A 26,690-nucleotide genomic window follows, 5' to 3' on the forward strand; every position below is an offset into this window, starting at 1 on the left:
CTAAATACGCTTAGGTCAGTATCATTCGATCACGTCTCCGCCACCTGAATCCGGAAAGGACCGGATTCCGGAACCAGCTGACCAATTCGCTGCAGCCCTCGTGTACTGAATTGAGACTCAAACGCGCTCTGATATTGTGGATCAAGGGCAATCAGTAGTCCGCCGCTGGTTTGCGGATCGCAAAACAGAAAACGCTGGTCGTCGGTCATTGGCCCGAGATGCTGACCATAACTTTGAATGTTGCGACGCGCGCCTCCAGCGATACACCCCGCGGCCAGGTAGTGCGCAGCTTCTGGTAACACAGGCACACGCTCCGCATCAATGTGCGCGGCCAGGCCAGAACCTTGGCACATTTCCAACAGATGGCCGAATAAACCAAAGCCTGTGACATCGGTCATGGCATGAACGGCGGGTAATGCACCGAGCTCTGCGCCAATGTCATTGAGCTGGCACATACTGTCTATGGCAATATGTTGATGTTCCGGTAACAGTTTTTTCTGTTTTTGGGCGGTACTCAAAATACCTACGCCCAGAGGTTTGGATAAATACAGTAGATCGCCGGCTTTGGCCGTGTCGTTCCGTTTCAGATTCGGCAGCAACACGCGCCCGGTCACGGCAAGGCCAAAAATGGGCTCAGGGCTGTCAATACTGTGTCCTCCTGCCAGCGGAATGCCCGCCGCCCGGCACATTGCGCGCCCTCCTTCAACCACCTGTTGCGCCACATCAGCCGCCAGTTTATCGACCGGCCAACCCAAGATCGCGATCGCCATCATCGGCTTGCCGCCCATGGCGTAAACATCACTGATGGCATTCGCGGCAGCAATCCGGCCAAAGGTGAACGGGTCATCGGCGATTGGCATAAAAAAATCGGTCGTACTGATCACGGCAGACCCATCACCCAAGTCATAGACCGCAGCATCGTCCTTAGTGTGATTGCCCACCAGCAGTTGCTTGTCGGGCACCTCGGCCGACGTGCTCTTCACAATCGATTCGAGTAGCGCCGGTGAAATTTTGCAACCACAACCCGCTCCGTGGCTGAACTCGGTTAATTTAATCTGTTCCATGCGGTTTCCCGTCTAAAATTTTGCCAAGGCTAACCAAAGCGCTAATCCATCGTATTGCGCCGCCTCAGGTTTCCAGTCATAAAGGCTCCCACCAGCAGCCTTCGACGACCCGATTGCGAATTCGCGTCCAATTTTCATCACCCACCCAAAGTTGAACTAAACTGACAGAGGCCGTGTTACACAGACGGGCATAGCAACAACTCGCCCCTATCACTGATCGAGCAGGAACGACATGAACAAGGTGCTGATAGCCATCATTATTGCAGTATTGGAATATCAGTCCGTTGGTGCGGAAGAACTCAATATGTCGTTCGGCGATACCTTACCGCCATGGGTCATTGAAAATGGTCAACGCGGCCTGCTGATTGACTTAGTGGACGCCTGCCTGACGCCGTCTGGCCATGTCGTCAATGTCGAGCTCGTACCCTACGCGCGACGTATCCTGGAATACAAAAACGGGCGAGTGAACGCAGTGACCGATATCACTCCGGAACTCATCGCTGAGCAGGCCTTAACCGGCTATTACACCGACACCCTGTATGCCTACGAAAACTACTTTTATGCCCTGGCAGACAATCAGTTCGAGCTGAGTTCGATTTCTGACATCGGGCAACGTTCCGTTGTGTCATGGCAAGGAGCCAAGGTTGTCATCGGCGGGGAGTACCAGCGTATGGCGGAAAACAACCGAAACTACTCAGAAATTGACCGTCAGGAAGCTCAGGTCCGGCTGCTGGTGTCCGGGAGGGTTGATTTCATCCAGATGGACAAGGAAATCTTTAACTATTACCTGAACAAATTTATCGACGCTGGCATTGTCGATAAACAGCTGGCTTTTGACCGCTTTGAGTTACTCGGCGCCAGCCCGAATGGCATTCTGTTTCAAAGCAAACAGGTCCGCGACGATTGCCTAAAGAACCTCCGCGCCTTACCACAAAACCATCCACTGCAGGCTATTTTGCGGCTGCCGCCCAACGAGAGCGATTAGCGCTGCACCCATTGCTCGCATTTGCCAAAGAAAAAATCGATAAAGGCACGAACCTTGGGTTGCTCAATTTTGGTTTGGTGATAATAGGCGTAGGCCTGCACACCGCCAACCCAGTAGTCCTGCAATACAGGAATAAGCCGGTCCCAAGGTGAGCGGGTGTGATCCACCATCGCCGTCGCACCGTTAATTAACCCCAGCCCCTGTGCCGCATACTCTTCACCATTGGCGTCGGTCACCACGTAGGTGGGTAAAAACACTCCTTCCAGGAAGCCATCATTGAAGTCCTTGCCTCCACGCACCACCAAACTGTTCTGCGGTGTATTGTGGGTATTACCAATCACATAATGGTTAGCCAGATCGGTCGGCGTTTGTGGCACACCGTGCTGAGCAAAATACTCGTGCGAACCGTAAACACCAAACGCGGTTTCAATCAGAGATTTGCGTTTCAGACCCGGCATCACGTCACCCAGATATTTACTTAACCCCCAAAACACATCGGCCTTCACGGACTGCAATTGGTTGAAATCGGTCATCAGGTGGATCGTCAGTTTTACCTTCGGGTAGCGTTGCAGGAACTCTCCCACCCAAGGGGTCACGGTCATGCGCAATATGTATTCTTCAGCAATGATGACCGTCAGATTTCCCGCAGGTTCACCATGCCGCTCTGCCAACCAGGCCTCAATCGCGCCGTGCTCTTCCAGCAGAATCTGGCTTTTTTCCAATAGGGATTGCCCGGCTTCCGTCAGAGTGATGTGACGGGTAGAGCGGTTCAGTAACGCCTCGCCGACCTGTTGTTCCAGACCTGTAATGTGCTTACTGATGGCCATCGCGGACACACCCCGTTTCAAGGCCACAGCGGAAAAGCTCCCCTGCAGACCGACATCCTTCAAGGTTCGCAGCCACTCTACTTTCAACATAAGACACCAGATTAAACTTTTAGTTTAGTTAATTTAACCATTTCAACTATTTGGTTTACTTAAGAAGAAGTTTACTCTGGCCTAAACAAACAAAGCAAAGAGAAATCACGATGTCGCTGGTAAAACGTTTATTGACGCACTACGCACTGATCGGCTTTGGGCAGGGCTTGCTGCTCTGTGTGTTAACCCTGTTTATGATCGAAAAAGGCTTGGCTCTGTGGCAAGTTGGTGTGGCCTTTGGTGCATTTGGCCTAACCGCGGTGATCATGGAACTGCCACTAGGCGCAACGGCCGACTTACGCGGTCGAATACGGGTTTACCGCTGGTCTCTGATGGTGAGCGTTGTGGCACTGGTGATCGCCATCACGGTTAGTCATTTCATCTGGATATTGCTTGCCATGAGCCTCATGGGCTTCAGCCGGGCACTGGAATCCGGTTCCGTCAGCGCGTGGGAAATAGAGCAGATCCGCCATCACGGCATGGCCGACAAGACCGCGACATTGATCGGACAGTTTCAGGCCACCAATGCGCTGGGTATTGCCCTGGGTGCGCTATGCGGCGGCTACGTTCCCCAGCTCATGGCCGGAACACTGACCTGGCTGACGCCAGCCACCAACAATCTGGTCATCGTCTTAGCGCTGACCCTGATTCACATCCTGCTGTTGCCCTGGTTATTCAAAGAAGGGGATGTCATCGTCGCATCCGACGAACGCCCTACCCTGAAATCACAAATCACCGTTGCCGTCCAACATGGCCTGAAGCACCGTGCCATCCGCCCTCTGTTGCTTGCGGGCTTTCTGTTCGGCATGGTGCTGTCCAATCTTGAAGCTTATTGGCAACCCTTTGTGAAAACGCTGGCGCCTGACCAGAAATACGACATCTTCGGCTGGATCGCGACCGGGTATTTTTTTAGTGCCGCCGCTGGCCCCGCGCTGTTTTCCACGCTTGTTGAACGCATCAAGGTCTCGCCAGAAACCATGATCACCATCATTTTTGCCGCCGTCGCGCCCGTACTCTATGCCTTGGGCAGCAGTCAAACCCTTTGGAGCTTCGCCTTACTGTACTTTCTGTTTATGGGGGTTATGGCCTGCGTCAACATTCCCGTTACGGTATTGCTGAATGAGCATACGGAAGATCGGATTCGCTCCACCATGCAGAGTGTCATGAGTCTGGTGTTGCAAGGTGGCGGCGCCTGCGCCGCGTTCGCCCTGGCGCCGGTGATTCAACACTGGGGCATAGGCACCATTTGGCATGGGTTGGCGGTTACTCTACTGAGTTTGGCAATTTTCCGCCTGGTTCAGGGCATCTTGCCGAAACTGGGTCGGGGTTTTGTGAGTTCGCTCTTTAAACGCACGGTTAAACGAACTTAAGGTGCGATACCCCAGATCCAGCGAAATGTTCATAATCGGCTTGTTCGGGGCTTGCACTAACTGAACGGTGGCGTCTTCAATACGCCACTCATTGACGAAGTCGTTGAAATTGCGATAACCCAACTGTTCGTTAATCAACGAGCGCACAACATATTCCGGTCGGTTCAAGGTTTTGGCCAGTTGCGCCAACGTTAATTTTTCCTGTTTGTAAAAGCCCTGCTGCATCAACGCCAACAACGGGGCTAACTCTGGGTTAACCGGTTCTGGTTCTGGCGGTGTCGGTTCTCCCGGCGGCCCCAACGTTATGCCAAATAACAGGCCCTGTGGCACCGTCATAATCTGAAACGCCATCACCAACGCACAACTGGCCACCACCAGGCGCTGAAACAACGCCCCACCCCAACCAAAATTGACCGACAACACATTAACCAACACGGCTGCGCCGACCATGACGATAACCACAACCCGCAAGCGGCGGCGAGACGCCACCAGATCATCCGGCCAATACTGAATGACCGTCCATAAGCCTGAGGCAATCAACAGGTATTCAACATAACCCGGAATATCCAGAAACAGGACTTCCATCAATGGTTGATAGGCACCCAGGCCGGGCGAGAACAAATACAGGGCTGGCACCAGCGCAGAATAGACCAGCAAAAGCAGCCAGGGCCAGATAATGGAGGGGCGCTCGCGAAACGCAAAATGGCACAACAACCAAAACAATGCAGGAATCGTCGTCTGTATGTCGGTGGTCAGCCATTGCCAGTTCGCAGGCAACACCGGATGCAACAGAAACCCGGCTGTCGCTACCATCAAAGCGATGAAAATATAACTGACCTGAAACTGTCGATGCGTTTTCAACACAGCTAATGCCATGACCAACAGGCAGCCCAGTGAAAAACCGATGGTCAGATGCAGCAAATTACGCTCCCGGAGCTACAGAGGCCTGCCCGTTGGGCAGGCTTCTCACAAGTCAGGCGGGTCAGTCAGCCGCCAGTTCACCCAACAACGCCACCACCAGGCGCCAAAACGGCTCAACAGTGTCTATTTGCAGGCGTTCAGATGGGCTGTGCGCACCTTTAATGGTGGGTCCAAAACTGACCACGTCCATGTCAGGCTTTTTGCTGATCAGTATGCCGCATTCCAAGCCGGCATGAATGGCTTTCAACTCAGCCGGATGACCAGTAATTTTAGCTGACAGCGACTGCGTTCTCGCCACCAGAGCACTGCTAAAATCAGGATTCCACCCAGGGTAATTCAGAATAACTTTATGGGCTAAATGAAAGGCATCGAATACATGCTCAATGGTCTGCTTCAAGCCCGTGGTCTGTCGCTCATTGAAATGCCGCAAACTGGTCAGGATTTTCAGCTCACCTTCGACAACTTTCACCACAGCGAGGTTGCAGCTCAAGTCCACCAGGTCCGCAGGTTGTTTCAGGTTATAACTCTGTGCCCCATGCGGCAGAATGGAAATCAGGCTTAAAAATGATGTGGTGTCCGCTTTACCCAGAACCAGAGGCTGCTCGACCTCGGTGGGTTCAAATACCCACTCCAGACCTTGTTCCACTTCAGGCAGAAAGGACAACCAGCGTTCTTTGGCAGAGTCCAGCAAAGTACGCCATTGCTCGATGTCATCTTCGGACAGCATTAATACAGCACTCGCCTCACGGGCAATGACATTGTGGGCCACGCCGCCGCGGAACGACACCAGCTGCCAGGTCAATTGCTGAGCTTCATTCAGGACCTCCACCAACAATTTATTGGCGTTACCAAGCTGCTCGTGAATCTGCACCCCGGAATGACCGCCAGAAAGCCCTTTCAGATGAACGATCCACGGCTTCAACCCGGGAGTGGGTAGCTTCAACATAACCTGACGGCTGGCTTCATAACCATAGCCACCGGCACAACCGATATAAATTTCCCCCCAATCTTCGGTATCGAGATTCAACATGCGTGTAGCGCTGAGCATACTCGCGTCCAAACCTACCGCACCAAAAAGGCCGGTTTCCTCTTCAACTGTAAACAGTAATTCCAAAGCTGGATGCACAACACTGTCATCGGTCATCACGGCCAGCGCCGCCGCGACACCGATACCGTTGTCCGCGCCGAGCGTGGTGCCCTGCGCTTTGAGCCAGCCATTCTCCACCACTAACGACAGCGCATCTTGGGTGAAATCGTGTACCGTTTCACCGGTTTTCACCGTGACCATATCCAGGTGGTTCTGAATCGCTACCGTAGGCGCGGACTCATACCCCTTAGTGGCGGGAACATAAACCACCAGATTGCCCGCGGTATCCACTCGGGTCGTCAGTTGACGTGCATTGGCCAGGCCAATGATGTATTCGCGTATGGCGGCTTCCTGACCGGAAGGTCTCGGGATTTGCGTTATCTGATAAAAATGCTCCCAAATTTGAGCCGGTTGCTCAGGATAATGGTTCGGTTTCATATCTTTAACTGCCCTCATGAATCGACCGCGAAGCTTACTGCGCAATCTGGGTACAGAGCAACCTTTGGCCAAGAAATACCCGTCGCGTGCGCACCTGGGGCTCAGGCTGCGTTCGGTCTGGTCCTGTCCTGCGCGACACGCGTACCTGACGTTCCATAAATGTCTGACACTATTCGAGTGTTTTTAACTATATTGTGCTTAAATAATGTTCACTTTCCGGCGACCCAGTGACATCGGGTATTGCCTGCGTATTGTCTGACTGGCTGATGTAACGCGATGAAAAAGACCAATGGCACCGTGGAAACCGACTACAAGAACCGTTTCAATCGCCGACTGTGGCTGGAAGAGCGCCGTCGGGATCTGATCCATTATTTCGACTCCCGCAGCATCAACAACGGGCGTATCGGCACAGACCCTTACTGGAGCGTAGTGCCGCGCACATCGATCTGGCAGATACCCAGCCTTGGCACACCGGGTTTCGATGGGTGGTTTGGCATTGCCGGTGATCACCCTACCGACGTCGTACCGCTGAATTATTTTAATGGCGATCCACGGGTTATTCTGGAGCACTTTGTCAACAAATGGTTACGCGCAGCCGAACGTCTAAAGGCCGGTGAAGATTACGGCGACTTCCGCATTGAGCATATCGAACAACGCCCAACCATCGGCGAACTCATTGAAGACCGTGCCATGCGCCTGAAACGTTGGGTGGACGCCGACGACCTCTGGCACAACGTCGTACCCATTAACCCGGTTATTCTGGTTCCTGACGAAGACGGAGACGCCCTCCCCCCAAGTACAACTGAATAAAAAATAAACAGACATTTTTTTTTCAAATCTGTATACTCCGCGCCGCTGAGGTGACCCAGCCTGCAATTGTGTGCTTTTGGAGCGCTTTGTTTTCAACAGAGTCCATGCCGAACAGCAAGACACATCATCATATTCGCGAATACGCGACACGGGGAGCAGCCTGTACACACCTTCGCGACGACCAACGAGCGTCGTCATCAGCTAATCGCTGTTATTGAACTGGTTCGCCAATATTGGCACCAGAATTATCCTATTGTGCCTTTGATGATGAAACGGCACTGACAATCGAGAACATTAAATGTCTGAAAATCTGACTTTTGCAGATCTGGGCTTAACGCCCGCTATTTTATCTACGCTGGATTCTTTGGGTTACGAAAACCCAACCCCGATTCAAGAACAAGCCATCACCTCTCTGCTGGAAGGCAACGACGTATTGGGTCTGGCGCAGACCGGTACCGGTAAAACCGCTGCATTTGCATTACCCCTGTTATGTATAATTGACACCAATACCACCAAGCCTCAGGCGCTGGTATTGTGCCCAACCCGCGAATTGGCCATTCAGGTAGCTGAAGCCTTCCAAACCTACGCCCGCGGTAATAAAAATTTCCACGTATTGCCCATTTACGGCGGTGCGGACATGCGCAACCAATTACGTCAACTGAAGCAAAATCCACAGGTTATTGTCGGTACGCCAGGTCGTGTTATGGACCATTTGCGACGCGAAACACTGGACCTGTCTGAACTGAAACACATGGTACTCGACGAAGCAGACGAAATGCTGCGCATGGGTTTCATTGAAGATATCGACTGGATTCTGGAACACACGCCAGAGAGCAAACAAACGGCGTTGTTTTCGGCCACCATGCCCAGCCAGATTAAACGCATTACCGATCAGTACCAAAAAAATCCGGTTAAAATCGAAATCAAAGCCAACCACACTGAACTGGCGCGTATTGAACAGTTTGTGTGGCGCGCACAGGGTATCGACAAGCTGGAAGCCCTGACCCGAATTTTGGAAGTCGAAGAATGGAACGGCATCATCATTTTCGTGCGCACCCGTATCGAATGCCAATTCCTGTCTGAAAAATTATCCGCGCGTGGTTACGCTGCAACAGCCTTAAGTGGTGAAGTCGCGCAAAAACAACGCGAAGAAATCATTAACACCATGAAGCGCGGTAAGCTGGACATCGTCATCGCGACCGACGTTGCAGCCCGTGGTTTGGATATTGAGCGGATTACTCACGTCATTAACTGGGATATTCCCGGTGACGTTTCTACCTATACACACCGAATTGGCCGTACTGGCCGTGCGGGCCGTTCAGGTAAAGCCATTCTCTTCTGCAAGCCGCGCGAGCAGCGCATTCTGCGTGACATTGAACGGGCCACCAAATCGCAGTTGATTGACTATCCGATGCCGTCAGCCGAAAAACTGGGTGAATACCGAACAGAACAGTTCAAAGATACAGTGCTGGAGCATGTCGAAAAAGACACGCTCGATTACTTCAAGGCGATGATCACCAGTTGGGTCGACGAAGCCGATACCGACATTCTCGATATTGCTGCTGCCCTGGCCTTTATGGCGCAGGAAGACAAGCCGCTGCAGATTCCGAAAGATCCTGAGTTCAAACCACGCAAACGTGAGAACGATCGAGGTGAAGACCGCCCTCGTCGTGAACGCGGTGAGCGAAGCGAGCGTGGCGAAGGTCGCGGCCGTAAGCGCGAACTGAATTACGATGCAAAAACCTATCGGCTGGATGTGGGTCGTCGTGACAATGTTGAGCCGGGTGCTATTGTTGGCGCTATTGCCAACGAAGGCGGCATTGAAGGCCGCTTCATTAACAACATCACCATCCGTGACACTTTTACATTGGTGGATTTACCAAACGGCATGCCGGCGGATATTTTTGCGCATTTGCAGAAAACCCGCGTTAAAGGTCGCCCTTTAAACATGCGTGAGTGGAAAGATGAAGCGCCGTTAGCTGCTGAAGGCGGTGACCGTCGTCCGCGTCGCGACAGCGGCGACCGTAAACCACGCCGTGACAGTGGCGATCGCAAGCCACGTCGTGAAGGTGCACCGGCGGATCGTAAACCGCGTCGCCGTTCAGAATAACAGCGAGAATAAAACAGAATAGAAAGGCGAACTTCGGTTCGCCTTTTTCTTTTTCTGGTAAACTGCGCCCACACCGAAACAGGGAAATGCCATGTCAAAAATATTCTTAGTGTTGATCGCAATTGTTGTGATCGTGTTGTACATCCGCCGTACCACCACCGACACCAAGGTTGCCAGCTTTAATATTGAGCAAGGCAAAACCTTTTTGCTCGAAAACGCCAAAAACGTCAACGTGCAAAGCACGGACTCTGGTCTGCAATACGAAGTTCTGCGGGCCGGGACGGGTGCCGAGCATCCAAAAGCATCCGATTCAGTTAAAGTGCATTACCACGGTACACTAATCGACGGCACTGTATTTGATTCCAGTGTTGAACGTGGCGAACCGATCAGCTTCGGTTTGAGTCAGGTGATCAAGGGCTGGACTGAAGGTTTGCAATTGATGGTCGTGGGTGAAAAAACCAGATTCTATATTCCTAGCAATCTGGCTTACGGCAACCGTGCAGCAGGCAAAATTCCGCCCGGCTCTGTGTTGATTTTTGATGTCGAATTACTCGGGATTAACGATTAATGAACAGTCCGACCGTCATTGCAAAGCTTGATATGGCGTTGGGCGAATGCCCGCGCTGGAACGAACAGGAACAAGCCTGGTATTGGGTTGATATTCTCGGTCGCCAGTTCTTCCGATTCGACACCCAAAAGGAAACGTTAGAAACGAAGCAGTACGATTTTGCGCCGGCCTGTTTTGCCTTTACTGAACGCAACCACATTGTATTGACCAGCGCCAAAGGTGTGTATTGGCTCGATACTTTCAACAGCGCACCACGCCTGCTGATCAACCCGGAGTCGAACAAACCGGCAAACCGCTTTAATGATGGGGTGACCACCCCGGATGGTGCTTTTATCGCCGGCACAATTGGCGATGGAAGCCAGCCACAGGGAACGGCGTATCGGCTTAGCCTGACCAACAGAACCATGCGTTCTCGTGCGTTGCAGTCGGGCTACACCATTATTAATGGGCAGGCGTTTTCGCCTGACGGTCGCTGGTATTACGTCACCGACACGCCCAACCAGAAAATAATGCGTTATCCGTATCAGGCGGAAACTGGGCAATTAGGCGAAGCGGAATTGTTTTATCAGTGCGAGTCCGATGAATTTCCCGACGGAGCTGCGATAGATACCGAAGGCAATTATTGGGTAGCGATGTATGGTGCCGGAAAGGTCGCGGTGATATCAGCGCAAGGGCAACGTATTCGTGAAATCTCATTGCCCGTCAGTCAACCCACCATGGTGGCGTTCGGCGGACCAAACCTGGATCAACTGCTTATAACCACCGCAGCACAAACCCTATCTGAAGCTGCGCTGGCTAAGGAGCCTTTAGCCGGCTCTGTTCTGCTGCTGCAAACAGACAGCATTGGCACAGTCCCGGCACGCATGACGGAATAACCCTGCCACATAAAAAACGGACCTGAGTGTCCGTTTTTTGTTCTGTATGAATGTTTACAGCAGGATGTCGCGGATCTCTGCCAGTTCCTGCTTTCCTTCGATCAGCTCTTCTGGTGTCAGTCCGGAGAGTTCATGCGGAAACACCAACCAGTCATCACTCTTGCGCACGTAATAATCAGGCAGAATATCTACTTGTGTATTAGCCGGCTTGTACCAAGGACAGGCAACGCGGATGTCCTTTGGTGTGTTCAAGCGCGACAGCTTTTGAATCTGTTTGATTAACGCGTCCACACTGCGACCGGAGTCGAAAACATCGTCCACAATCAGCAGAGAGTCGTCAGCGTTCGCATTCTCAATCAAATAATGTAAGCCATGGACTTTAATATCTTTCGATTGCTTGCCAATGCCGTAATAAGACGAGGTACGAACCGAAATGTGGTCCGTTTCTATGCCTTTGAAATCAAAATATTCCTGCACGGCAATCCCGATTGGAGCACCACCGCGCCAGATTCCGATGATGAAATCCGGGCGAAAACCATCTTCCAATACCTGATGCGCCAAACGAAAAGAGTCCTGCAATAACTCTTGCGAGGTAATAAACACTTTATTTGTCATTTCTCAGACCTAAACCAAAGTTAACCGTTTGGGCAAATTATAATGCGTTCATCGCCATTTGTACGGTTATATTTCGTTAACTTTCAGACTTTAACGCCACCCTAAAGAGCACTGTAGACAACTATTGCTGGAACGGAAACAGTTTGCTGCCAGATTCGCGCTGCCCGCACCACTCGATTCCCGTATCATAATCCCCCCGGTCGGGGTTTCTTAATGCGCTCTCCGCAGAATGCCGACCAAACGTCTCAGGCAAGCATTGTGCGAACAGCAAACCAAGGATTCAGCATGCTCATCAATAAAATAAACAACCGTGACAGCGGCATTGTTGTTTACGGTATTACTCCGCCGAAGACCGGCAACAGCCCGGAAAAACTGCAGGATATTGCGAATCTGCAAATTGAACGACTGCGGGACCAGAACATTGATGGGCTGATTCTTTACGACATTCAGGACGAAGCGGAACGAACCTCCGACGCACGCCCCTTCCCCTTCATCGAAACACTGGATGGCTACCATTACAGCGAAACTTACCTGAAAGGTTTGGACGTTCCGAAAATTGTGTATCGAGCCAGTGGAAAGTACACCCAAACCGAGCTGGCCGGCTTTGTCAACGGCGCTCCGGCTGACGAATATTTAACTGTCTTCGTCGGTGCGGCGTCCACCACCGCCGATGCCGGACACCTATCGTTAAAACAGGCTTATGAGCTAAAAGCCAACAGTGCATCGCACATGTTGCTGGGCGGCGTCACCATTCCAGAACGGCACCAAGCGAAAGGCGACGAACAACAACGCGTGTTCCAGAAAATGGCGCAGGGTTGCTCTTTTTTTGTCTCGCAAGGGGTTTACGACGTGAACGCCTCTAAGAATTTTCTGTCGGATTACTACTACCACGGCCTGGAAAACAACTTGCCTTTGGCCCCGGTACTGTTGACGCTCACGCCCTGTGGTTCAGCAAAAACCCTGTCTTTTATGAAATGGTTGGGCATCAGTATTCCGCGCTGGCTGGAAAATGATCTGATCCACTCCCAGGATATCCTGCAGAAGTCGATCGATTTCTCAGAGCAAAGCTGGCTGGAACTAAAAGAATTTGCGGACGAAAAAGGCATCCCGCTGGGCTGCAATATTGAAAGTGTGGCCATCCGCAAGGTAGAGGTCGATGCCTCCATTGAGCTGCTCAACCGAATTCAGGCATCGCTGAATCGTTAAGGCAAACATGCTTTAAATATCGCCAGTCAAACCAATAGGCACTATCAATACTATTGATAGTGAGCAGCAACCACGCTATTTGCGGTTTTCATGATCACAGAGCGAATGGGTGAGGCCGCTTCCTGTTTGCGCCAGACAAAGCTGAAATCACGGGCCATGTCCAGCTCCGGAATATTTAGAATCGCCAGCTCGCCCTGACTGACCGCCTGTTGCACCGAGCGGCGGCTAAGGCAGGTCAGATAATTACCCTGCTTCACCAACGCAATAATCACCCCGACATGGTCGTATTCACGGTGTACTTTGATCTGGTCGAGGTGCTCGTGAATACTGATATCAAAAATTTCCCGCGTCCCAGCGCCGCGTTCCCGCAAGATCCAATGCGCCATTTCCAACTGGGTTAGGCTGGTTTCGTCTCGTTGTGCAAACGGGTGTTGTGCACTGGCCACAATCACCAGTTCGTCTTCGCACAGTCGCTGTAGTTCAATACGTTCGTCATCACAATGGCCTTCAATCATGCCCAGATCAAAGCGGTAATCGAGCAATCCATTGATCACATGCTCCGTATTCTCAATACCCAGACGCACTTGCAACTGGGGGAAATCGCGATCCAGTCGGCAAATCAATTCGGGAATCAAATACGCAGCTGGCGTTTGACTGGCACCGACGGATATTTGCCCGCTGACCAGATCACGTTCTTTCATGCCCATCTCAATGGTATGGCAGTTGGCGAGCAATTGTTGCACCTGTGGTCGCAACCACACTCCCCAGCTGGTCAGCGCCATGGTGCGGCCATGCCGGTTGAACAGCGGCTTGCCCAGCAACGATTCCAATTGCGCCAACGCCATACTCGCGGCAGACTGAGTCATGTTCAGCGCCTTCGCCGCCTCCGAAACGCTCTGGAACTCTGCCACCCGTTGAAAGACCTGCATCTGCCGTAGACTGAATTTCACATCAATGTTCCTGATAATCCGCATTAAAACTATTGGTTTGTCTTATGGGTTTATATCAGCAATAGTTATGGTCAGAAAGAACAGGATGAGCATTAACTGATACGGATCAACTGAGCGATGCAATCCATTGCGCCTCGCTTGAATATCCCACGACAACAACGCAACAGAGGCAGGACAAGATGGAATTCATAGTAATGATTATTGCCATTGGCCTGCTGATCAGTGCCGCGCTCCATAGCTCAATTGGCTTGCTGTTTTGGTTCACCTACTTTGGCCTGGTCTATTTCTTTACCTTTCCGGGTGGGCCGATAAAACAAATCCTAAATCGCCAACGGGAGCGACGTCAGGCGGGCAATACGGCTTGCGGACACTGCGGAGCCACGATTAACGCAATGGATACCTTGTGTGTCGCGTGTAAGCTGGAGATGTCATTTGGAAAACTCTAACGAATCTGAAGCGCCCACCGAACCTTTTTCAAAAGCACGCAAATCTGCCGAAATAAAAGCCCAGGGGACAGCTGAAGAAAACCAAGATTGATGTGAAACTTGGATATTTTCGGGGTTATCGAGCGCACCCGCTTTAATATAAATTCGCCCCGGGTGGGATGGCGAAGAACCGAATACTGGCGAACCACAACGCGAGCAAAAATGCCGTGTAATGCCACGACCACTTTCACCCTGCGTTGTGTATTCAGCAGGCTTACCGCCCGTTAACTTAAACCCAGTTTCAGAAACGGCAACGACTGTATTAAAGGCACTTCCGGTGTGTCGGCGGCAATCTGAACAATGGCAGTAACTTGCGTGGCCCAGCTCACCGCGATACTCAAAACGGATGTCACCGAAAAGGCACTGACCCGTAATCATGTCAATCAAAACTCCACGTCCCCTTCTACACCATTCCAAAACCAACGGGTCCTTAATTACGATTGGTCGGCATATCATGACTGTCAAAAAAATTAACAGTGACTACACCAACTTCTTTGCAAAGGTCGCGAAATCCGCAATCAGGGTGGTCAGTTGCTGGTCGATCTTTTCATCCAACACATCGCCCTGTTCACTCAGTACCGAGACCGCGCGGCCAATGCCCAATTGCGCCCGATACACATTACAACCAAGATTGCTCAATTGCGTGCGGATGTGCGGCAATGCACGTGCGGCGGCCATCGGGCCTGGCGATGCCGCAAGCACCAGCGCGGCCTTTTCTCGGAACACCAATGTACCGGGTTGGTCGTCTTGCGAACGGCTCATCCAGTCCAGCGTGTTCTTCAACAACGGGGAAAAGAAACCATTGTACTCCGGGCTGGCGACGATTATTCCACTGGCGTCCAACATCCGCTGGTTAAGTTGTTTAATGCTATCCGGCACACCGACCTGAGCTTCGCAGTCGCCATCGTAAATTGGTGCATCCAACTGTTCGGCGGTCACCAGGTCGGCCTCGATACCGTGCTGTTCAAGACGGTGTGCAACTGCCAATAGCAGACGAACATTAATGGAGTCCTGTCGGCGACTGCCAGGTAGTAGTAATACTTTCATATGCAGACTTCCATTAGCCGACGAAATATTTGATGGCACCGGCAATAAGCACCAAAGGCACCAGAATACGGATGATTTTGGCGTACTTTGACGCCTGTTCATCGGTTAAAGTGGTTGGGTTACGCGAAGTGATCATCAGAACGCCCACAATCGCGATACCCAAGACCAACAGAATTTGTACGATAGCAGGCATCAATTCACTCCAAACAGTTCAGCCAGTTTTTCACCCGGTTGCTCTGCGCGCATAAAAGCTTCGCCCACCAGAAACGAATGGATGTTATTACGTCGCATCAGTTCAACGTCGTCACCGGTCAAAATACCGCTTTCAGTGACCAGGATGCGATCGCTGTCCACTAGGTTTTGCAGATCCAAGGTGGTTTGCAACGACACCTCAAAGGTGTGCAGGTTGCGGTTATTTACGCCAATCAATTTATTTCGGATGTTCAGCGCGCGATGCATTTCATCGGCATCGTGCACTTCAATCAGCACATCCATGCCGTACTCCGTCGCTTGTGCGTGCAGATCGGCCATCTGGTGATCATCCAGCGCGGAGGCGATCAACAATACGCAATCGGCTCCAATGGCACGGGCTTCGGCAATCTGATAGGCGTCGATCAGGAAATCTTTGCGAATCACCGGTAACGACACCGCCTCGCGAACGGAGATCAGGTAGTCCTCGTGGCCCTGGAAAAAATCCCGGTCCGTCAACACAGACAAACAGGCGGCACCACCTTGCGCGTAACTTTCAGCGATGGCGGCTGGTTCAAATGGATCGCGTAACACACCCTTACTCGGAGACGCTTTTTTAATTTCGGCAATGACTGCCGCTTGACCGTTGGCGATTTTGGCTTCCATGGCCGCGGTAAAACCTCTTGGCGGCGCGTAGCGATCAAACTCCTGTTCCAGATCCTTGAGGCTTTTATACGGCTTTCGTTCAGTGACTTCCGCCACCTTACGGTCGAGAATCTTCTTTAATATTGTCGGTCTATTGCTCATAGTACTCGTTACTGTTCCCGTATCATGCGTTGGCCGAGCTGGTCAGCTCAGCCAGTTGTTTGAGTTTTTCACCGGCCAATCCGGTTGAAATCGCGTCTTCAGCCATAGCCACACCGTCCGCGAAAGAATTCGCCACGCCGGACACGTAAATGGCCGCACCGGCGTTCAAGGCAATAATATCGGCGGCGCGAGCGGCGTCTTCGTGGCCCGCGCCATTGAAGACGGCCTTAATCAGTTCCAAACTGCTTTGAGCATCGGTTGCGCCCAAACCAGCATGACCTTGTGTCGCCAAACCAAAGTCTTCAGGTTGCACGTTGTAAGTGGTTACTACACCATTTTTCAGCTCGGCCACAAAAGTTGGGGCTGCCAAACTGAACTCATCCATACCATCATGTGAATGCACGACCAATACATGTTCGCTGCCAAGATTCTTCAGAACTTGCGCGAATGGCTCACACAACTCCTTACTGAAGACACCAATCACCTGGCGTTTTACGCCCGCTGGGTTGGTCAGTGGACCCAACATATTGAAGATGGTTCGCAAGCCCAACTCTTTACGCGGGCCAATGGCATGACGCATGGCGCTGTGATGCGCCGGTGCGAAGATAAACCCAACGCCGACCGACTCAATGGCCCGGGCGACCACATCGGAGCCTGCCGCTAGGTTCACACCCGCTGCTTCAAGGACATCAGCACTCCCAAAGGTAGACGATACCGCGCGATTACCGTGTTTGGCCACGTGCGCCCCGGCGGCAGCCACTACAAAGGCACTGGCGGTGGAAATATTAAACAGTTTCTGGCCGGAACCTCCGGTGCCACAGGTATCCACAAGGTTTTCGCAGTTAACCGTCACAGGTGTCACCAGCTCTCGCATAATCGTCGCTGCGGCGGTTATTTCTTCGATGGTCTCACCTTTCATACGCAAGCCCATTAAAAAAGCGCCAATCTGGGCGTCGGTACAATCTCCGGTCATCACCTGCCGCATGACCTGCTGCATCTCGTCCAAACTTAAGTGACCATGACTGGCAATTCGATTCAGTGCTTTTTTAATGTCCATGCCTTTCTCCTGCGCCTTGCTCGTCGGCGGATGAATATTGATGAATAAAATTGGCGAGCAGCTCTAAACCCTGTTCGGTCAAAATCGATTCTGGGTGAAACTGTACGCCTTCAATCGGTAATGTTCGATGCTTAATCGCCATAATGTCGTCCACGGCACCGCTTTCAGTCTCGGTCCACGCCGTCACTTCAAAACAGTCCGGTAAACTATTTTTTTCCAACACCAGTGAATGATAGCGGGTCGCTTGAAAAACATCCGGCAATCCGCGAAACACTCCCTGCCCAGCGTGATGAATGGGCGAGGTTTTACCGTGCATAACCCGGGCAGCTTTCACGACATTAGCGCCAAACACCTGCCCAATGGCCTGATGCCCCAAGCACACGCCCAATAGAGGCACCTTACCGGCGAAGGCTTCTATGGCCCGCAACGACACGCCCGATTCGTTTGGCGTGCAGGGCCCGGGCGAGATCATCAGCAGATCGGGCCGGAGCCGGGCGATGCCATCGACATCAATGTTGTCATTTTTACGAACAACAACGTCAACAGACAGCGATTCCAGGTAGTTCACCAGCGTATAGGTGAAGGAATCGTAGTTATCGATCATTAACAGCATGCAGTTTTCTCAAAATTCGGTGACGCGAATGGTAACACGAGCCACTTTTTTGAAACTACGCATTGACTCTATCGCATTTTGTTATAGCATACTAGTACATGAATACATCAAACACTGAAAAAACTGAACTGCTCGACCACCTGCTGAGCGCCAAATCCCGTGAAGATATGGCGCATCGGCTGGAGCAATTGCTGACGCCAACGGAATATGAAGAAGTCATAAAACGACTGCAAATATTCAAAATGCTCGAAGATGGTCTGCCGCAGCGGAAAATCGCTGAACAATTGGGTGTGGGCATTGCCACCGTATCGCGTGGTGCCCGAGCCTTAAAGAATGAACTTTAATTGAGAACCTCATGAGTCTGCTCCCTTTCGAATTACCGCGTAAGCCGCAATACGTCAAAGTTGCCGATCAGTGTGATTTTTTTGAACTGTTCAAGAAAATCGAAAAACGCTATGACAACTGCTTCATTCTGGAATCCCTCGGCGAAGACAGCCACATCGCCCGGCACACCATCATCGGCTTCGATCCTGAAAAAATAATATACGCGAACGCTGATCAACTGACCGTGGAAGACCGTCAAGGTCAGCATGAAACCGTCACCACGGACAACCCTTACATGTTGCTGCGGGACTTGATGCCACAGAACATCATTTCACGCATGTACGCGGGTGGCCTGACGGGTTACCTGGGTTACGATGCGATGAATTATTTTGAACCGACCATGTCCATTCAGGCCAGTGAGCTGTTCGATACCTTCCGGTTTGGTCTGTACAAAGACGGGCTGGTTTTCGACAAAATGACCGGCGAAGTTTTCTACTTCTATTACGATGACAACCGCATTGCCATAATCGAAGAATTGCTAAACACGCCCTACACCGGCAATGGTGACTTGAAAATCACCGACCTAGGCGACAGCATGAGCCGCGAAGAACATCGCGATGCGGTCATGAAGGTGAAGCAGGACATTATCGACGGGAAAATTTTCCAAACCGAGGTCGGCTTTAAAAAACATTTTAAGCTCGAAGGCGACTGCATCAACCTGTACGAGAAGTTACGCGACATCAACCCGTCACCACAGATGTATTATGTTAAATTCGGCGAACAAAAACTGATTGGCGCAAGTCCTGAATTGCTGTTCCGTTTACGCCAAGGCGAAATGGAAACCTTTCCGCTGGCCGGAACCACCAAACGTGGCGCCACCGCAGAAGAAGACACCGCGCTGGCTCGCGTACTGCTGAATGATCCGAAAGAAATCGCCGAACACAACATGATTGTCGACTTACACCGCAATGATATTGGCCGCGTTGCGCGCTTCGGCACGGTGAAAGTCCGCTCGCTCATGGACATCAAACGATTCAGCCATGTGCAGCACATTTCCAGTGAGATTGTCGGCATTATCGATGAAAACCAAGATATGTTTACCGCGTTGGCCAGCAACTTTCCGGCAGGCACCTTAACCGGTGCGCCTAAAATTGAGGCTATGAAAATCATCGACGATCTGGAAACGGATGGGCGTGGACCTTACGGCGGTGCCGTTGGCCATTTTTCATTTAATGGCGATTGCACCTTCGCCATTCCGATTCGAACAGTTTTTGCCAATGGCGAAAAAGCCTATGTGCAAACCTGTGGTGGTAACGTTTACGACTCGAACCCGGACGATGAGTATGAGGAGATCCGGCGTAAATTTGCCGGTACCCGCAAAGTGCTGGAATTGTTTATGTAACCGATCGTACCGTGACCGTCGCAACGTGCACGGTCTCGCCAACAAACGATCCGAACAACACTGAGAAATTAAGTATGCACATTTACATCATCGACAACTACGACTCGTTCACCTTCAATCTGTATCAGTTTATCGGTGAAGTTCTGCAAAGTGAGAAAAACAAGGGGACGATCAGCGATTTTATCATCACCGTAAAACGCAACGATGAAGTCACCCTGGCCGACATCCGCAATGCTCAACCGGACCGCATTATTATTTCCCCCGGGCCTGGCTCTCCGGATGATAAACACTATTTTGGCGTGTGCGCTGAGGTCATCACAGAACTCGGTAAAACCATACCCCTGCTCGGCGTTTGCCTTGGCATGCAGGGCATCGTGCATTGCTTTGGTGGCAACATTGTCAAAGCGCCGTTACCGATGCATGGGAAAATAAGCCCCATCAATCACGACGGCACCGGTGTTTTTGAGCAGATGCCCGATCAGCTTGAGGTTATGCGCTATCATTCCCTGATTGCCAGCGCGGCAACGTTGCCAGAATGCCTGCGCGTGAACGCTACAGTCGGTTCGCTGACCAAAGCAGACTTTAATAACCGCGACAAACTGACTTCCGCCGGTGATTTCGAAATCATGGGCGTCGAGCACAACGACTACCCGATTTACGGCATCCAGTTTCACCCGGAATCCTTTGCGACCGAAGGCGGGAAAGACCTGATCCGGAATTTCCTGTTCGTCGCTTAAGCTTGAGCAATAATCCGAACTGCCCTAAACCGGCTTAGATGGCCGGTTGCAATCACCTGCGTGAAAAACTGTCGCAGAACCACTTTATGGTTTAGGCTCATAGAGTAAATAGCGCTCTCTGAATCGGAGACCAGCCCCGGCATGTTTGCTCTTAAACTGAACAGCGATGCGACAGCGGCCTTCCGGAATGTCCGAGTGGGCCAGTCACTGTGGGTCGCCATTACCTATGTCATTTGCGCGCGCATCGGGCAAATGTTCGCCATCGACCCCGCCAATGTCACGCCCGTTTGGATCCCCTCCGGCATACTGTTGGCTGTAGCCCTGAGACTGGGACCTCAAATTTGGCCGGGTATCTTTCTGGGCGCGTTCACTGGCAATATCTGGGCATATTTTTCAACAGACAGCCTGACGCGAATGCTGGCGGCGGTCGCATCTGCTACGTTAAACGGCATCGGCGACGTTATCAGCATTGTGGTCATGGCCCAGCTCATCGTTCACCTCAACCGTTCAAACCGTATTTTAAACAGCCACCAATCGTTGGCGATTTTCATCGTTTTCGGTGCGTTTGTCGGCCCTTTCATCAGCGCACTTTTCGGGGCGACAGGTTTGCTGTGGTTTGGTCACATTGAATCGGAAGCGTATCGCACCGTAATGCAAACCTGGCTCCTCGGTGACAGCACGGGCGTCATTATTTTCACTCCGTTTTTACTGTCCTGGCTGTACCCAGAAGAGCACTTCACGCGCAGAACCTTGTTCACACTGATCGTAGTGACCGCGTACGCGATGCTGATAACTGGCGTGATTTTCGACATTCTGAGGTTGCCCAAACTTGCCCAATACGGCCTGTTTTTATTTTTGCCCGCGCTGTTTTACGCCCTGATTCACCTGGGTCAACGCCTGGTGTTTTCCGTGCAGGTGGCGGCATTGTCTTTGGCGGTGGTGGCCACTGCCTTGAACAAAGGACCGTTCTATCAGGCAGATCCGCATAGCGCTTTGATCTATCTGCAACTGTTCGCGGCAATCTTTTCACTGGTGCTCTTTGTGTTCGCCATTCTCAACATGGACAAATCCCGAAGCAGCAAACTACTGCAGCGGCGAACACTCGAACTGGAAGAACTGTACCGTAAAGACGCCCTCACCAAGCTGTGGAACCGATACCGCATTAAAGAGTTTATGGATCTGGAAATGATTCGCTACCGTCGCGATAAACGACCATTTGGCCTGCTACTGCTGGATATCGATGACTTTAAACGGATCAATGACGAACATGGGCATCTGACCGGGGACAAAGTTCTCATTGAATTATCGCAGTTTGTTCAGTCCCGCATCCGTGAGGTGGATTTTCTTGGTCGCTGGGGCGGTGAAGAATTTATCATTATTGTCAGTGAAACATCCGCCGAGGCTATTCTATTGCTGGCAGAAAAACTGCAAACCATGATTCGCGAACATAACTTTGAATCCATTCAACCTAGGTTGACGGTAAGCATCGGTGTTTCGTTGGTGAACGAAACCGACACGGAATTGACGTTAATGGACCGGGTCGACTCTGCCTTGTACCAGGCCAAGAACAAAGGCAAGGATCAAGTTATTTTTGTGGAATAAGTGGAATAAAGTTTCTCAAACCCGGCAGCCTCATCGCGTTTAAAAATTCATTAATCTTCCGAACAGCACCGTCTTTCATGAAGGTTTTAGCAACAATAAATCGAAAGAGGCACCTATAACGCACTGCCTGAACACGCTGATAAGGTCATTCAAAGGGTTCTGGCTCCAACTTTAGTCGCATGCCACAAACACCCGCACCGCTAAACAAATCTGTTTGGCGCCTTTTGGCGTAACCTTGATACCGGTCTACCCTTTTTAAAAGACAAGCGCATTGGCAAACAACCGAGACGGTTATTTCTGTTGACCCCACATAACAGGAATCGGTAAGGTGGCCGGTAACAAAATAAAAACAATAAAAATGCAAGCAACCCACATTGCCTGCTTAAGAGAGTTATAACGCATGCTAACCGTTCAAAACGCGAGTTTGAGTTTTGGTGGCATTCGCGCACTCGTTGATTTAAGTTTTACAGCGAAACAAGGCGAAATCACCTCCGTTATCGGCCCGAACGGCGCCGGTAAAACTAGTTTGTTCAATGTAATTTCGGGTTTCTATCAGCCACAGCAAGGCGCTGTGCTGTTTGAAGGCAAAGACATTACCCACATCCGACCCGACCAGCGGGCCAAACTGGGGATTTCCCGTACCTTTCAAAATATCGCCCTGTTCCGGGGCATGACCGTGCTCGATAACATCAAACTGGGTGGCCACAATAAATTGTCGTCCGGCTTGTTTGCCTCCGGCTGGTTTTACGGTGCAGCGCAACGCGAAGAAGTGGCGTTCCGTGCCGAGATCGAGCGCGACGTGATCGATTTTCTCGAACTGGACCATATCCGCAAGGCGCCAGTCGCTGCGCTGCCCTATGGCTTACAGAAGCGTGTCGAGTTGGCGCGTGCGCTGGCCATGAAGCCGAAGTTGTTGATGCTGGATGAACCCGTCGCCGGTATGAACCGGGAAGAAACCGAAGACATCGCCCGTTTCATTCTGGACATTCAAGAGCAATGGGGAACCACCATTTTGCTGGTTGAACACGACATGGGCATGGTGATGGATATTTCCGATCAGGTGGTGGTGTTGAACTTTGGCCGCCAGATTGCCGCAGGCACCCCGCACGAGGTGCAGCAAAACCCAGCTGTTATCGAAGCCTACCTCGGCAGCAACGAAGCAGGAGCCGCATAATGGGACAAGTTATGCAGTATCTGCTGAACGGCACGATGAATGGCGCACTGTACGCGTTAATTGCGGTGGGCATTGTCTCCATTTTTAAATCCACCAAAGTGGTCAGCTTCGCCCACGGGCACGTCATTATGTTCGGGGCTTACTTCTACTTCACCTTTGCCGTGATTCTGCCGGGTGCGGAATTCATGCCCGACTGGGTTGCTAAATGGGAACCCGAGTGGTTACTCGCCTACAAAGAAGGCGCCATGATGTTTTCGCCCAAAGCCGCCATTGCCGCTTGGGTGAGTAACCTGCCGCGCATTGTGTTGGGCTTGGTGGGTTCGATAATCTGCAATGCCCTGCTTGCCGTGGTCATTGAACGGTTGTTTATGCGCCCGCTGCTTGGGCAAAGTTCGTTGTCGATGATTCTGTGCACCGTCGGTTTAATCTGGGTACTGGAAGGCAGTGCTTCGTTAATCTGGTCAGCGGATATCGACCAGGTACCGGCCCTGGGTCCTAATTTCCCGATTCGTTTTCAACTGTTTGGTGATCAGGTATTTCTGTTCAGCGCCTCAGTGGTGAACTTTGTCATTGCGTTGCTGTTATTCGCGGCACTCATGTTGGTGCTTCGCTTCACGCGCTCAGGGGTCGCCATACGCGCCACCGCTGAAGATCAATCCACGGCTTACGCAATGGGCATTAACGTGCCTGCAGTGTTCACCTCGGCCTGGGTTGTTGCCGCCACCACGGGCGCCGTTGCGGGCGCAATTCTGGCCAGTCGCAATGGCTTGTCTCCCACACTCGGCCTGTTTGGTTTGTCGGTGTTGGCGGTGGTGTTAATGGGCGGGCTGGATTCGTTTGCGGGTGTGTTCATTGCGGCCATGATCATCGGCATTATGGAAGCGTTCACGCAATGGAAATTCGGTGGTGAATACGCCGAGATCGTCCCTTACGTCTTGGTTCTTGTGGTTATCCTGTGGCGACCGAACGGTTTGTTGGGTCAGGCCGAAATAGAGCGAATTTAATTTTGATTACCGGACATTACAAAACGGCATACGCCGCTGACGAAAGCATCTGGAATAACTGGGCGAAAAAATCAGGTTTGGTCATTGCCTTGATCGGCCTGTTTGCCTTTCCATTGTTTGCCAATAATTACTTGCTGCTGATTGCCGGACAAATCCTGATTTACATGATTGCCGTCACCGGAGTGAACGTTCTGGTGGGATACACCGGCTTAATGTCGCTCGGGCATGGCGCGTTCTTCGCCGTTGGTGCCTATACCGCCGTTATCGCGCATAACGCGGTCGAGAATTTATTCCCGCTCATTACATTGGCGTTGTCGGCCGGTGTAGCCGCGTTGTTTGGTCTGCTGTTCGGGCTGCCATCGTTGCGCGTAAAAGGCCTGTACCTTGCCGTGGCGACCTTATCAGCCAACTTTATTATTCTGTTTCTCATCCGTCAGGACTGGGCCGCACCGTGGACAGGAGGCCGTCAAGGCATCGAAACCCCCAACGCCGTGATATTCGGCTGGGAGCTGGCCTCGAACACCGCCAAATATTACTTAATTGCGCCAGTCTTTGTGGTGTTCGTTCTGTTTGCCCAAAATCTGTTTCGCACCCGCTTTGGTCGCGCCCTCATTGCCATTCGTGACAACGACCATTCCGCCGAAATTCTGGGCATATCCCTGTACGCCTATAAGCTGAAAAGTTTTGCTATTTCTGCCGCCTATTGCGGCGCGGCCGGCGCGCTGTGGAGTTATTTTTTCCCGGCGATTCTGCCGGAAGATTTCAGCCTGAACATGTCGATCACTCTGGTGGTCTGCCTGATCGCAGGCGGCATGGGGCGCACGCTGGGGCCGCTGTTTGGCACCCTGCTGATTTTGTTGATTCCTGAAATTCTGAAAATTATCAGCGGCGTCTTTACCGGTGGTGATGGCAACGCCCTTATTCATTTTAGCTCGATCCGAGACATTGTGTTCGGCCTGCTGATTATTCTGTTTCTGATTTTCGAACCCATGGGCTTGGTGTCGATATGGGATCGTTTCTGGCGCTTTGTCGCGCGCTGGCCATTCTCAAAATAACAACAAGAGGAATTAGACATGACGATGAAACGTCGAACCTTTATCAAAGCTGGCGCCGCAATCACAGCCGCCAGTTTGGCACCTGCCATTGTTCGGGCCGAAGAAAAAGTCTGGCGCGTTGGCGGGTCACTGCCCATGACCGGTCCTTTTGCAACAGCGGGCCAATTGGTTGCACCAGCACTGACCGATTTCACCATGATGGTGAATGACGCAGGCGGCATTGGCGGCAAGCCCATGAAAATCGAAGTGGAAGACTCTGGCTACGTGCCGAAAAACGCACTGGCGAATTTCGAACGCGCTCTGGCCAGCGGCCCCCTGCACGGTTACTTTGGTGACTCTACCGGCTTTATGGAATTGGTGGGTCCTTCGCTGACCGGTGACAAAGCGGTCATGATGATGTCGACCTCTTTCGCGTCATCGCTGGCTGACCCGGCGAAACGTCCGTACCAGTTTATGGCCGGACCGAGCTATCAGGATCAGGTGGAAATTCTGCTAAAAGACATCAGCGCCAAAGGCGGTAAAACGGTCGCTCTGGTGTATTCCGATTCTGAATTCGGCCGCGACCCCATTCCACACGCCCGCAACATTGCCAAGCAATTGGGCATTAAAATTGTGCTGGAAGAAGTGACTAAGACAGCTGGTGCGGATATCGAATCCCACGTGACCAAGCTGGCGCAGGCGAACCCGGAGTACGCCATTCTGCAGGGTTACGTGACGGGCGTATGGCCACAGTTAATTGGTGCGGCGCGCGCCTTTGGCTTGAGCACGCAATTCATGGGCACCTTCTGGGGAATGGAAAAGGTGGTGGCGGACCGTGTTACCGAACAGGCTGGACCGTTCCTCGACGGTTATCAGGGTGTTATGCCGTACCGCTATTTCTACGACCAGAAAGACGCGCCCTATTATCAGGAAGTTAACGCCTGGAAAAAAGCACAGAACGCTGATTTCCCGGGTTACATCGTCACCTGGGCGCTGGAAGCGTACATCAATTTGCTGATCTGGAAGAAGTCGATGGAGATCACCATCGAAGCCGATAAACCCATTACCGCTGACAACCTGATGGCCTCTATGCGCTCCATCCGCAATTGGGACACAGGCGGGTTCTTTGGCAGCCCGGTTTCGCTGGCCGAGCATAAAATCGGTCAAGGTCGCGTTTACAAATACAGTGCCGAAACCAAATTGTTTACCCCGGTTTCAGACTGGATAACCACCTGAACCAAACCCTGACACGGTTAATGCCCTGAAACTATTCCGGGCGTTAACCGCCTAATTGTCTGG

Annotated in this window: 28 protein-coding genes; 16 read left to right on the forward strand and 12 right to left on the reverse strand. The window is 51.8% G+C overall.

Annotation, left to right across the window (positions count from 1 at the left end; genetic code table 11):
- Positions 1 to 29: 29 nt before the first annotated feature.
- Positions 30 to 1,064: a selenide, water dikinase SelD gene (selD, locus tag IYN85_RS12475; protein ID WP_196159242.1), complete on the reverse strand. Its 1,035-nt coding sequence runs from the start codon at positions 1,062 to 1,064 to the stop codon at positions 30 to 32.
- 232 nt (positions 1,065 to 1,296) lie between these two features.
- On the opposite strand from selD, the gene IYN85_RS12480 reads away from it, so the two are divergent.
- A complete protein-coding gene (locus IYN85_RS12480) occupies positions 1,297 to 2,049 on the forward strand; it encodes a transporter substrate-binding domain-containing protein (protein WP_196159243.1) in 753 nt (250 codons plus the stop codon).
- Here the strand turns inward: IYN85_RS12480 and IYN85_RS12485 are convergent.
- The gene (locus tag IYN85_RS12485) at positions 2,046 to 2,966 is read right to left on the reverse strand and encodes a LysR family transcriptional regulator (RefSeq protein WP_196159244.1); all 921 of its coding nucleotides are present in this window, start codon (positions 2,964 to 2,966) and stop codon (positions 2,046 to 2,048) included. The two genes, IYN85_RS12480 and IYN85_RS12485, sit on opposite strands and share 4 nt — an antisense overlap.
- Positions 2,967 to 3,076: 110 nt before the next feature.
- On the opposite strand from IYN85_RS12485, the gene IYN85_RS12490 reads away from it, so the two are divergent.
- On the forward strand, positions 3,077 to 4,336 hold the full coding sequence (locus IYN85_RS12490; protein ID WP_196159245.1) for an MFS transporter: 1,260 nt from the start codon (positions 3,077 to 3,079) through the stop codon (positions 4,334 to 4,336).
- Here the strand turns inward: IYN85_RS12490 and IYN85_RS12495 are convergent.
- Together IYN85_RS12495 and pepD are read right to left on the reverse strand one after the other, a co-directional pair.
- On the reverse strand, positions 4,235 to 5,257 hold the full coding sequence (locus tag IYN85_RS12495) for an AraC family transcriptional regulator (RefSeq protein ID WP_196159246.1): 1,023 nt from the start codon (positions 5,255 to 5,257) through the stop codon (positions 4,235 to 4,237). The genes IYN85_RS12490 and IYN85_RS12495 overlap by 102 nt on opposite strands.
- A 61-nt stretch (positions 5,258 to 5,318) precedes the next feature.
- Positions 5,319 to 6,782, reverse strand: a complete 1,464-nt coding sequence (gene pepD / locus IYN85_RS12500) for a beta-Ala-His dipeptidase (protein WP_196159247.1) — start codon at positions 6,780 to 6,782, stop codon at positions 5,319 to 5,321.
- A gap of 276 nt (positions 6,783 to 7,058) precedes the next feature.
- Here pepD and IYN85_RS12505 point away from each other — a divergent pair, with 276 nt between their 5' ends.
- The 4 genes from IYN85_RS12505 (at position 7,059) to IYN85_RS12520 (ending at position 11,145) form a co-directional block, all read left to right on the forward strand.
- Positions 7,059 to 7,592: a DUF4826 family protein gene (locus IYN85_RS12505; RefSeq protein WP_196159248.1), complete on the forward strand. Its 534-nt coding sequence runs from the start codon at positions 7,059 to 7,061 to the stop codon at positions 7,590 to 7,592.
- Positions 7,593 to 7,890: 298 nt separating this feature from the next.
- A complete protein-coding gene (locus tag IYN85_RS12510; RefSeq protein WP_196159249.1) occupies positions 7,891 to 9,702 on the forward strand; it encodes a DEAD/DEAH box helicase in 1,812 nt (603 codons plus the stop codon).
- Between the two features lie 91 nt (positions 9,703 to 9,793).
- Positions 9,794 to 10,270 (forward strand): FKBP-type peptidyl-prolyl cis-trans isomerase, encoded by a 477-nt coding sequence (locus IYN85_RS12515; protein ID WP_196159250.1) that lies wholly within the window; start codon positions 9,794 to 9,796, stop codon positions 10,268 to 10,270.
- Positions 10,270 to 11,145 (forward strand): SMP-30/gluconolactonase/LRE family protein, encoded by an 876-nt coding sequence (locus IYN85_RS12520; RefSeq protein ID WP_196159251.1) that lies wholly within the window; start codon positions 10,270 to 10,272, stop codon positions 11,143 to 11,145. Before IYN85_RS12515 ends, IYN85_RS12520 begins: the two co-directional genes overlap by 1 nt.
- A gap of 54 nt (positions 11,146 to 11,199) precedes the next feature.
- Here IYN85_RS12520 and IYN85_RS12525 read toward each other — a convergent pair whose 3' ends face one another.
- Complete coding sequence (locus tag IYN85_RS12525; protein ID WP_196159252.1) at positions 11,200 to 11,760, reverse strand: phosphoribosyltransferase; 561 nt, start codon at positions 11,758 to 11,760, stop codon at positions 11,200 to 11,202.
- A gap of 285 nt (positions 11,761 to 12,045) precedes the next feature.
- On the opposite strand from IYN85_RS12525, the gene IYN85_RS12530 reads away from it, so the two are divergent.
- Positions 12,046 to 12,966 carry a methylenetetrahydrofolate reductase gene (locus tag IYN85_RS12530; protein ID WP_196159253.1) on the forward strand — a complete coding sequence of 307 codons (921 nt, stop codon included), beginning with the start codon at positions 12,046 to 12,048 and terminating at the stop codon, positions 12,964 to 12,966.
- A gap of 50 nt (positions 12,967 to 13,016) precedes the next feature.
- Here IYN85_RS12530 and IYN85_RS12535 read toward each other — a convergent pair whose 3' ends face one another.
- On the reverse strand, positions 13,017 to 13,916 hold the full coding sequence (locus IYN85_RS12535) for a LysR substrate-binding domain-containing protein (RefSeq protein ID WP_196159254.1): 900 nt from the start codon (positions 13,914 to 13,916) through the stop codon (positions 13,017 to 13,019).
- Positions 13,917 to 14,095: 179 nt separating this feature from the next.
- Here IYN85_RS12535 and IYN85_RS12540 point away from each other — a divergent pair, with 179 nt between their 5' ends.
- Entirely contained in the window at positions 14,096 to 14,362 is a 267-nt protein-coding gene (locus IYN85_RS12540) for a hypothetical protein (RefSeq protein ID WP_196159255.1), read from the forward strand.
- On the opposite strand, the gene IYN85_RS12545 is transcribed toward IYN85_RS12540, so the two are convergent.
- The 6 genes from IYN85_RS12545 to IYN85_RS12570 form a co-directional block, all read right to left on the reverse strand.
- Positions 14,345 to 14,779 carry a GFA family protein gene (locus IYN85_RS12545; RefSeq protein ID WP_230390752.1) on the reverse strand — a complete coding sequence of 145 codons (435 nt, stop codon included), beginning with the start codon at positions 14,777 to 14,779 and terminating at the stop codon, positions 14,345 to 14,347. The genes IYN85_RS12540 and IYN85_RS12545 overlap by 18 nt on opposite strands.
- A gap of 102 nt (positions 14,780 to 14,881) precedes the next feature.
- On the reverse strand, positions 14,882 to 15,448 hold the full coding sequence (locus IYN85_RS12550) for an NADPH-dependent FMN reductase (protein ID WP_196159257.1): 567 nt from the start codon (positions 15,446 to 15,448) through the stop codon (positions 14,882 to 14,884).
- 13 nt (positions 15,449 to 15,461) lie between these two features.
- Positions 15,462 to 15,641, reverse strand: a complete 180-nt coding sequence (locus tag IYN85_RS12555) for a hypothetical protein (RefSeq protein WP_196159258.1) — start codon at positions 15,639 to 15,641, stop codon at positions 15,462 to 15,464.
- Positions 15,641 to 16,444 (reverse strand): indole-3-glycerol phosphate synthase TrpC, encoded by an 804-nt coding sequence (trpC, locus tag IYN85_RS12560; protein ID WP_196159259.1) that lies wholly within the window; start codon positions 16,442 to 16,444, stop codon positions 15,641 to 15,643. The genes IYN85_RS12555 and trpC overlap by 1 nt, the downstream gene beginning before the upstream one ends.
- A gap of 22 nt (positions 16,445 to 16,466) precedes the next feature.
- Positions 16,467 to 17,501, reverse strand: a complete 1,035-nt coding sequence (gene trpD, locus IYN85_RS12565; RefSeq protein WP_196159260.1) for an anthranilate phosphoribosyltransferase — start codon at positions 17,499 to 17,501, stop codon at positions 16,467 to 16,469.
- Entirely contained in the window at positions 17,491 to 18,114 is a 624-nt protein-coding gene (locus IYN85_RS12570) for an aminodeoxychorismate/anthranilate synthase component II (RefSeq protein ID WP_196159261.1), read from the reverse strand. The genes trpD and IYN85_RS12570 overlap by 11 nt, the downstream gene beginning before the upstream one ends.
- 98 nt (positions 18,115 to 18,212) lie before the next feature.
- Between IYN85_RS12570 and IYN85_RS12575 the strand changes: the two genes are divergently transcribed.
- The 8 genes from IYN85_RS12575 (at position 18,213) to IYN85_RS12610 (ending at position 26,627) form a co-directional block, all read left to right on the forward strand.
- On the forward strand, positions 18,213 to 18,458 hold the full coding sequence (locus IYN85_RS12575) for a Trp family transcriptional regulator (protein WP_196159262.1): 246 nt from the start codon (positions 18,213 to 18,215) through the stop codon (positions 18,456 to 18,458).
- An 11-nt stretch (positions 18,459 to 18,469) separates the two neighbouring features.
- Entirely contained in the window at positions 18,470 to 19,840 is a 1,371-nt protein-coding gene (locus IYN85_RS12580; RefSeq protein WP_196159263.1) for an anthranilate synthase component I family protein, read from the forward strand.
- A 74-nt stretch (positions 19,841 to 19,914) separates the two neighbouring features.
- The gene (locus IYN85_RS12585; protein WP_196159264.1) at positions 19,915 to 20,577 is read left to right on the forward strand and encodes an aminodeoxychorismate/anthranilate synthase component II; all 663 of its coding nucleotides are present in this window, start codon (positions 19,915 to 19,917) and stop codon (positions 20,575 to 20,577) included.
- A gap of 141 nt (positions 20,578 to 20,718) precedes the next feature.
- A complete protein-coding gene (locus tag IYN85_RS12590; protein WP_196159265.1) occupies positions 20,719 to 22,179 on the forward strand; it encodes a diguanylate cyclase in 1,461 nt (486 codons plus the stop codon).
- A gap of 400 nt (positions 22,180 to 22,579) precedes the next feature.
- On the forward strand, positions 22,580 to 23,353 hold the full coding sequence (locus tag IYN85_RS12595) for an ABC transporter ATP-binding protein (protein WP_196159266.1): 774 nt from the start codon (positions 22,580 to 22,582) through the stop codon (positions 23,351 to 23,353).
- On the forward strand, positions 23,353 to 24,357 hold the full coding sequence (locus IYN85_RS12600; protein WP_196159267.1) for a branched-chain amino acid ABC transporter permease: 1,005 nt from the start codon (positions 23,353 to 23,355) through the stop codon (positions 24,355 to 24,357). Before IYN85_RS12595 ends, IYN85_RS12600 begins: the two co-directional genes overlap by 1 nt.
- Positions 24,358 to 24,434: 77 nt before the next feature.
- On the forward strand, positions 24,435 to 25,412 hold the full coding sequence (locus IYN85_RS12605) for a branched-chain amino acid ABC transporter permease (RefSeq protein ID WP_196159268.1): 978 nt from the start codon (positions 24,435 to 24,437) through the stop codon (positions 25,410 to 25,412).
- Positions 25,413 to 25,430: 18 nt separating this feature from the next.
- Positions 25,431 to 26,627, forward strand: a complete 1,197-nt coding sequence (locus IYN85_RS12610; RefSeq protein WP_196159269.1) for an ABC transporter substrate-binding protein — start codon at positions 25,431 to 25,433, stop codon at positions 26,625 to 26,627.
- Positions 26,628 to 26,690 lie beyond the last annotated feature (63 nt).

Source organism: Reinekea sp. G2M2-21, assembly GCF_015687175.1.
In the GTDB taxonomy this organism is placed as follows: domain Bacteria; phylum Pseudomonadota; class Gammaproteobacteria; order Pseudomonadales; family Natronospirillaceae; genus Reinekea.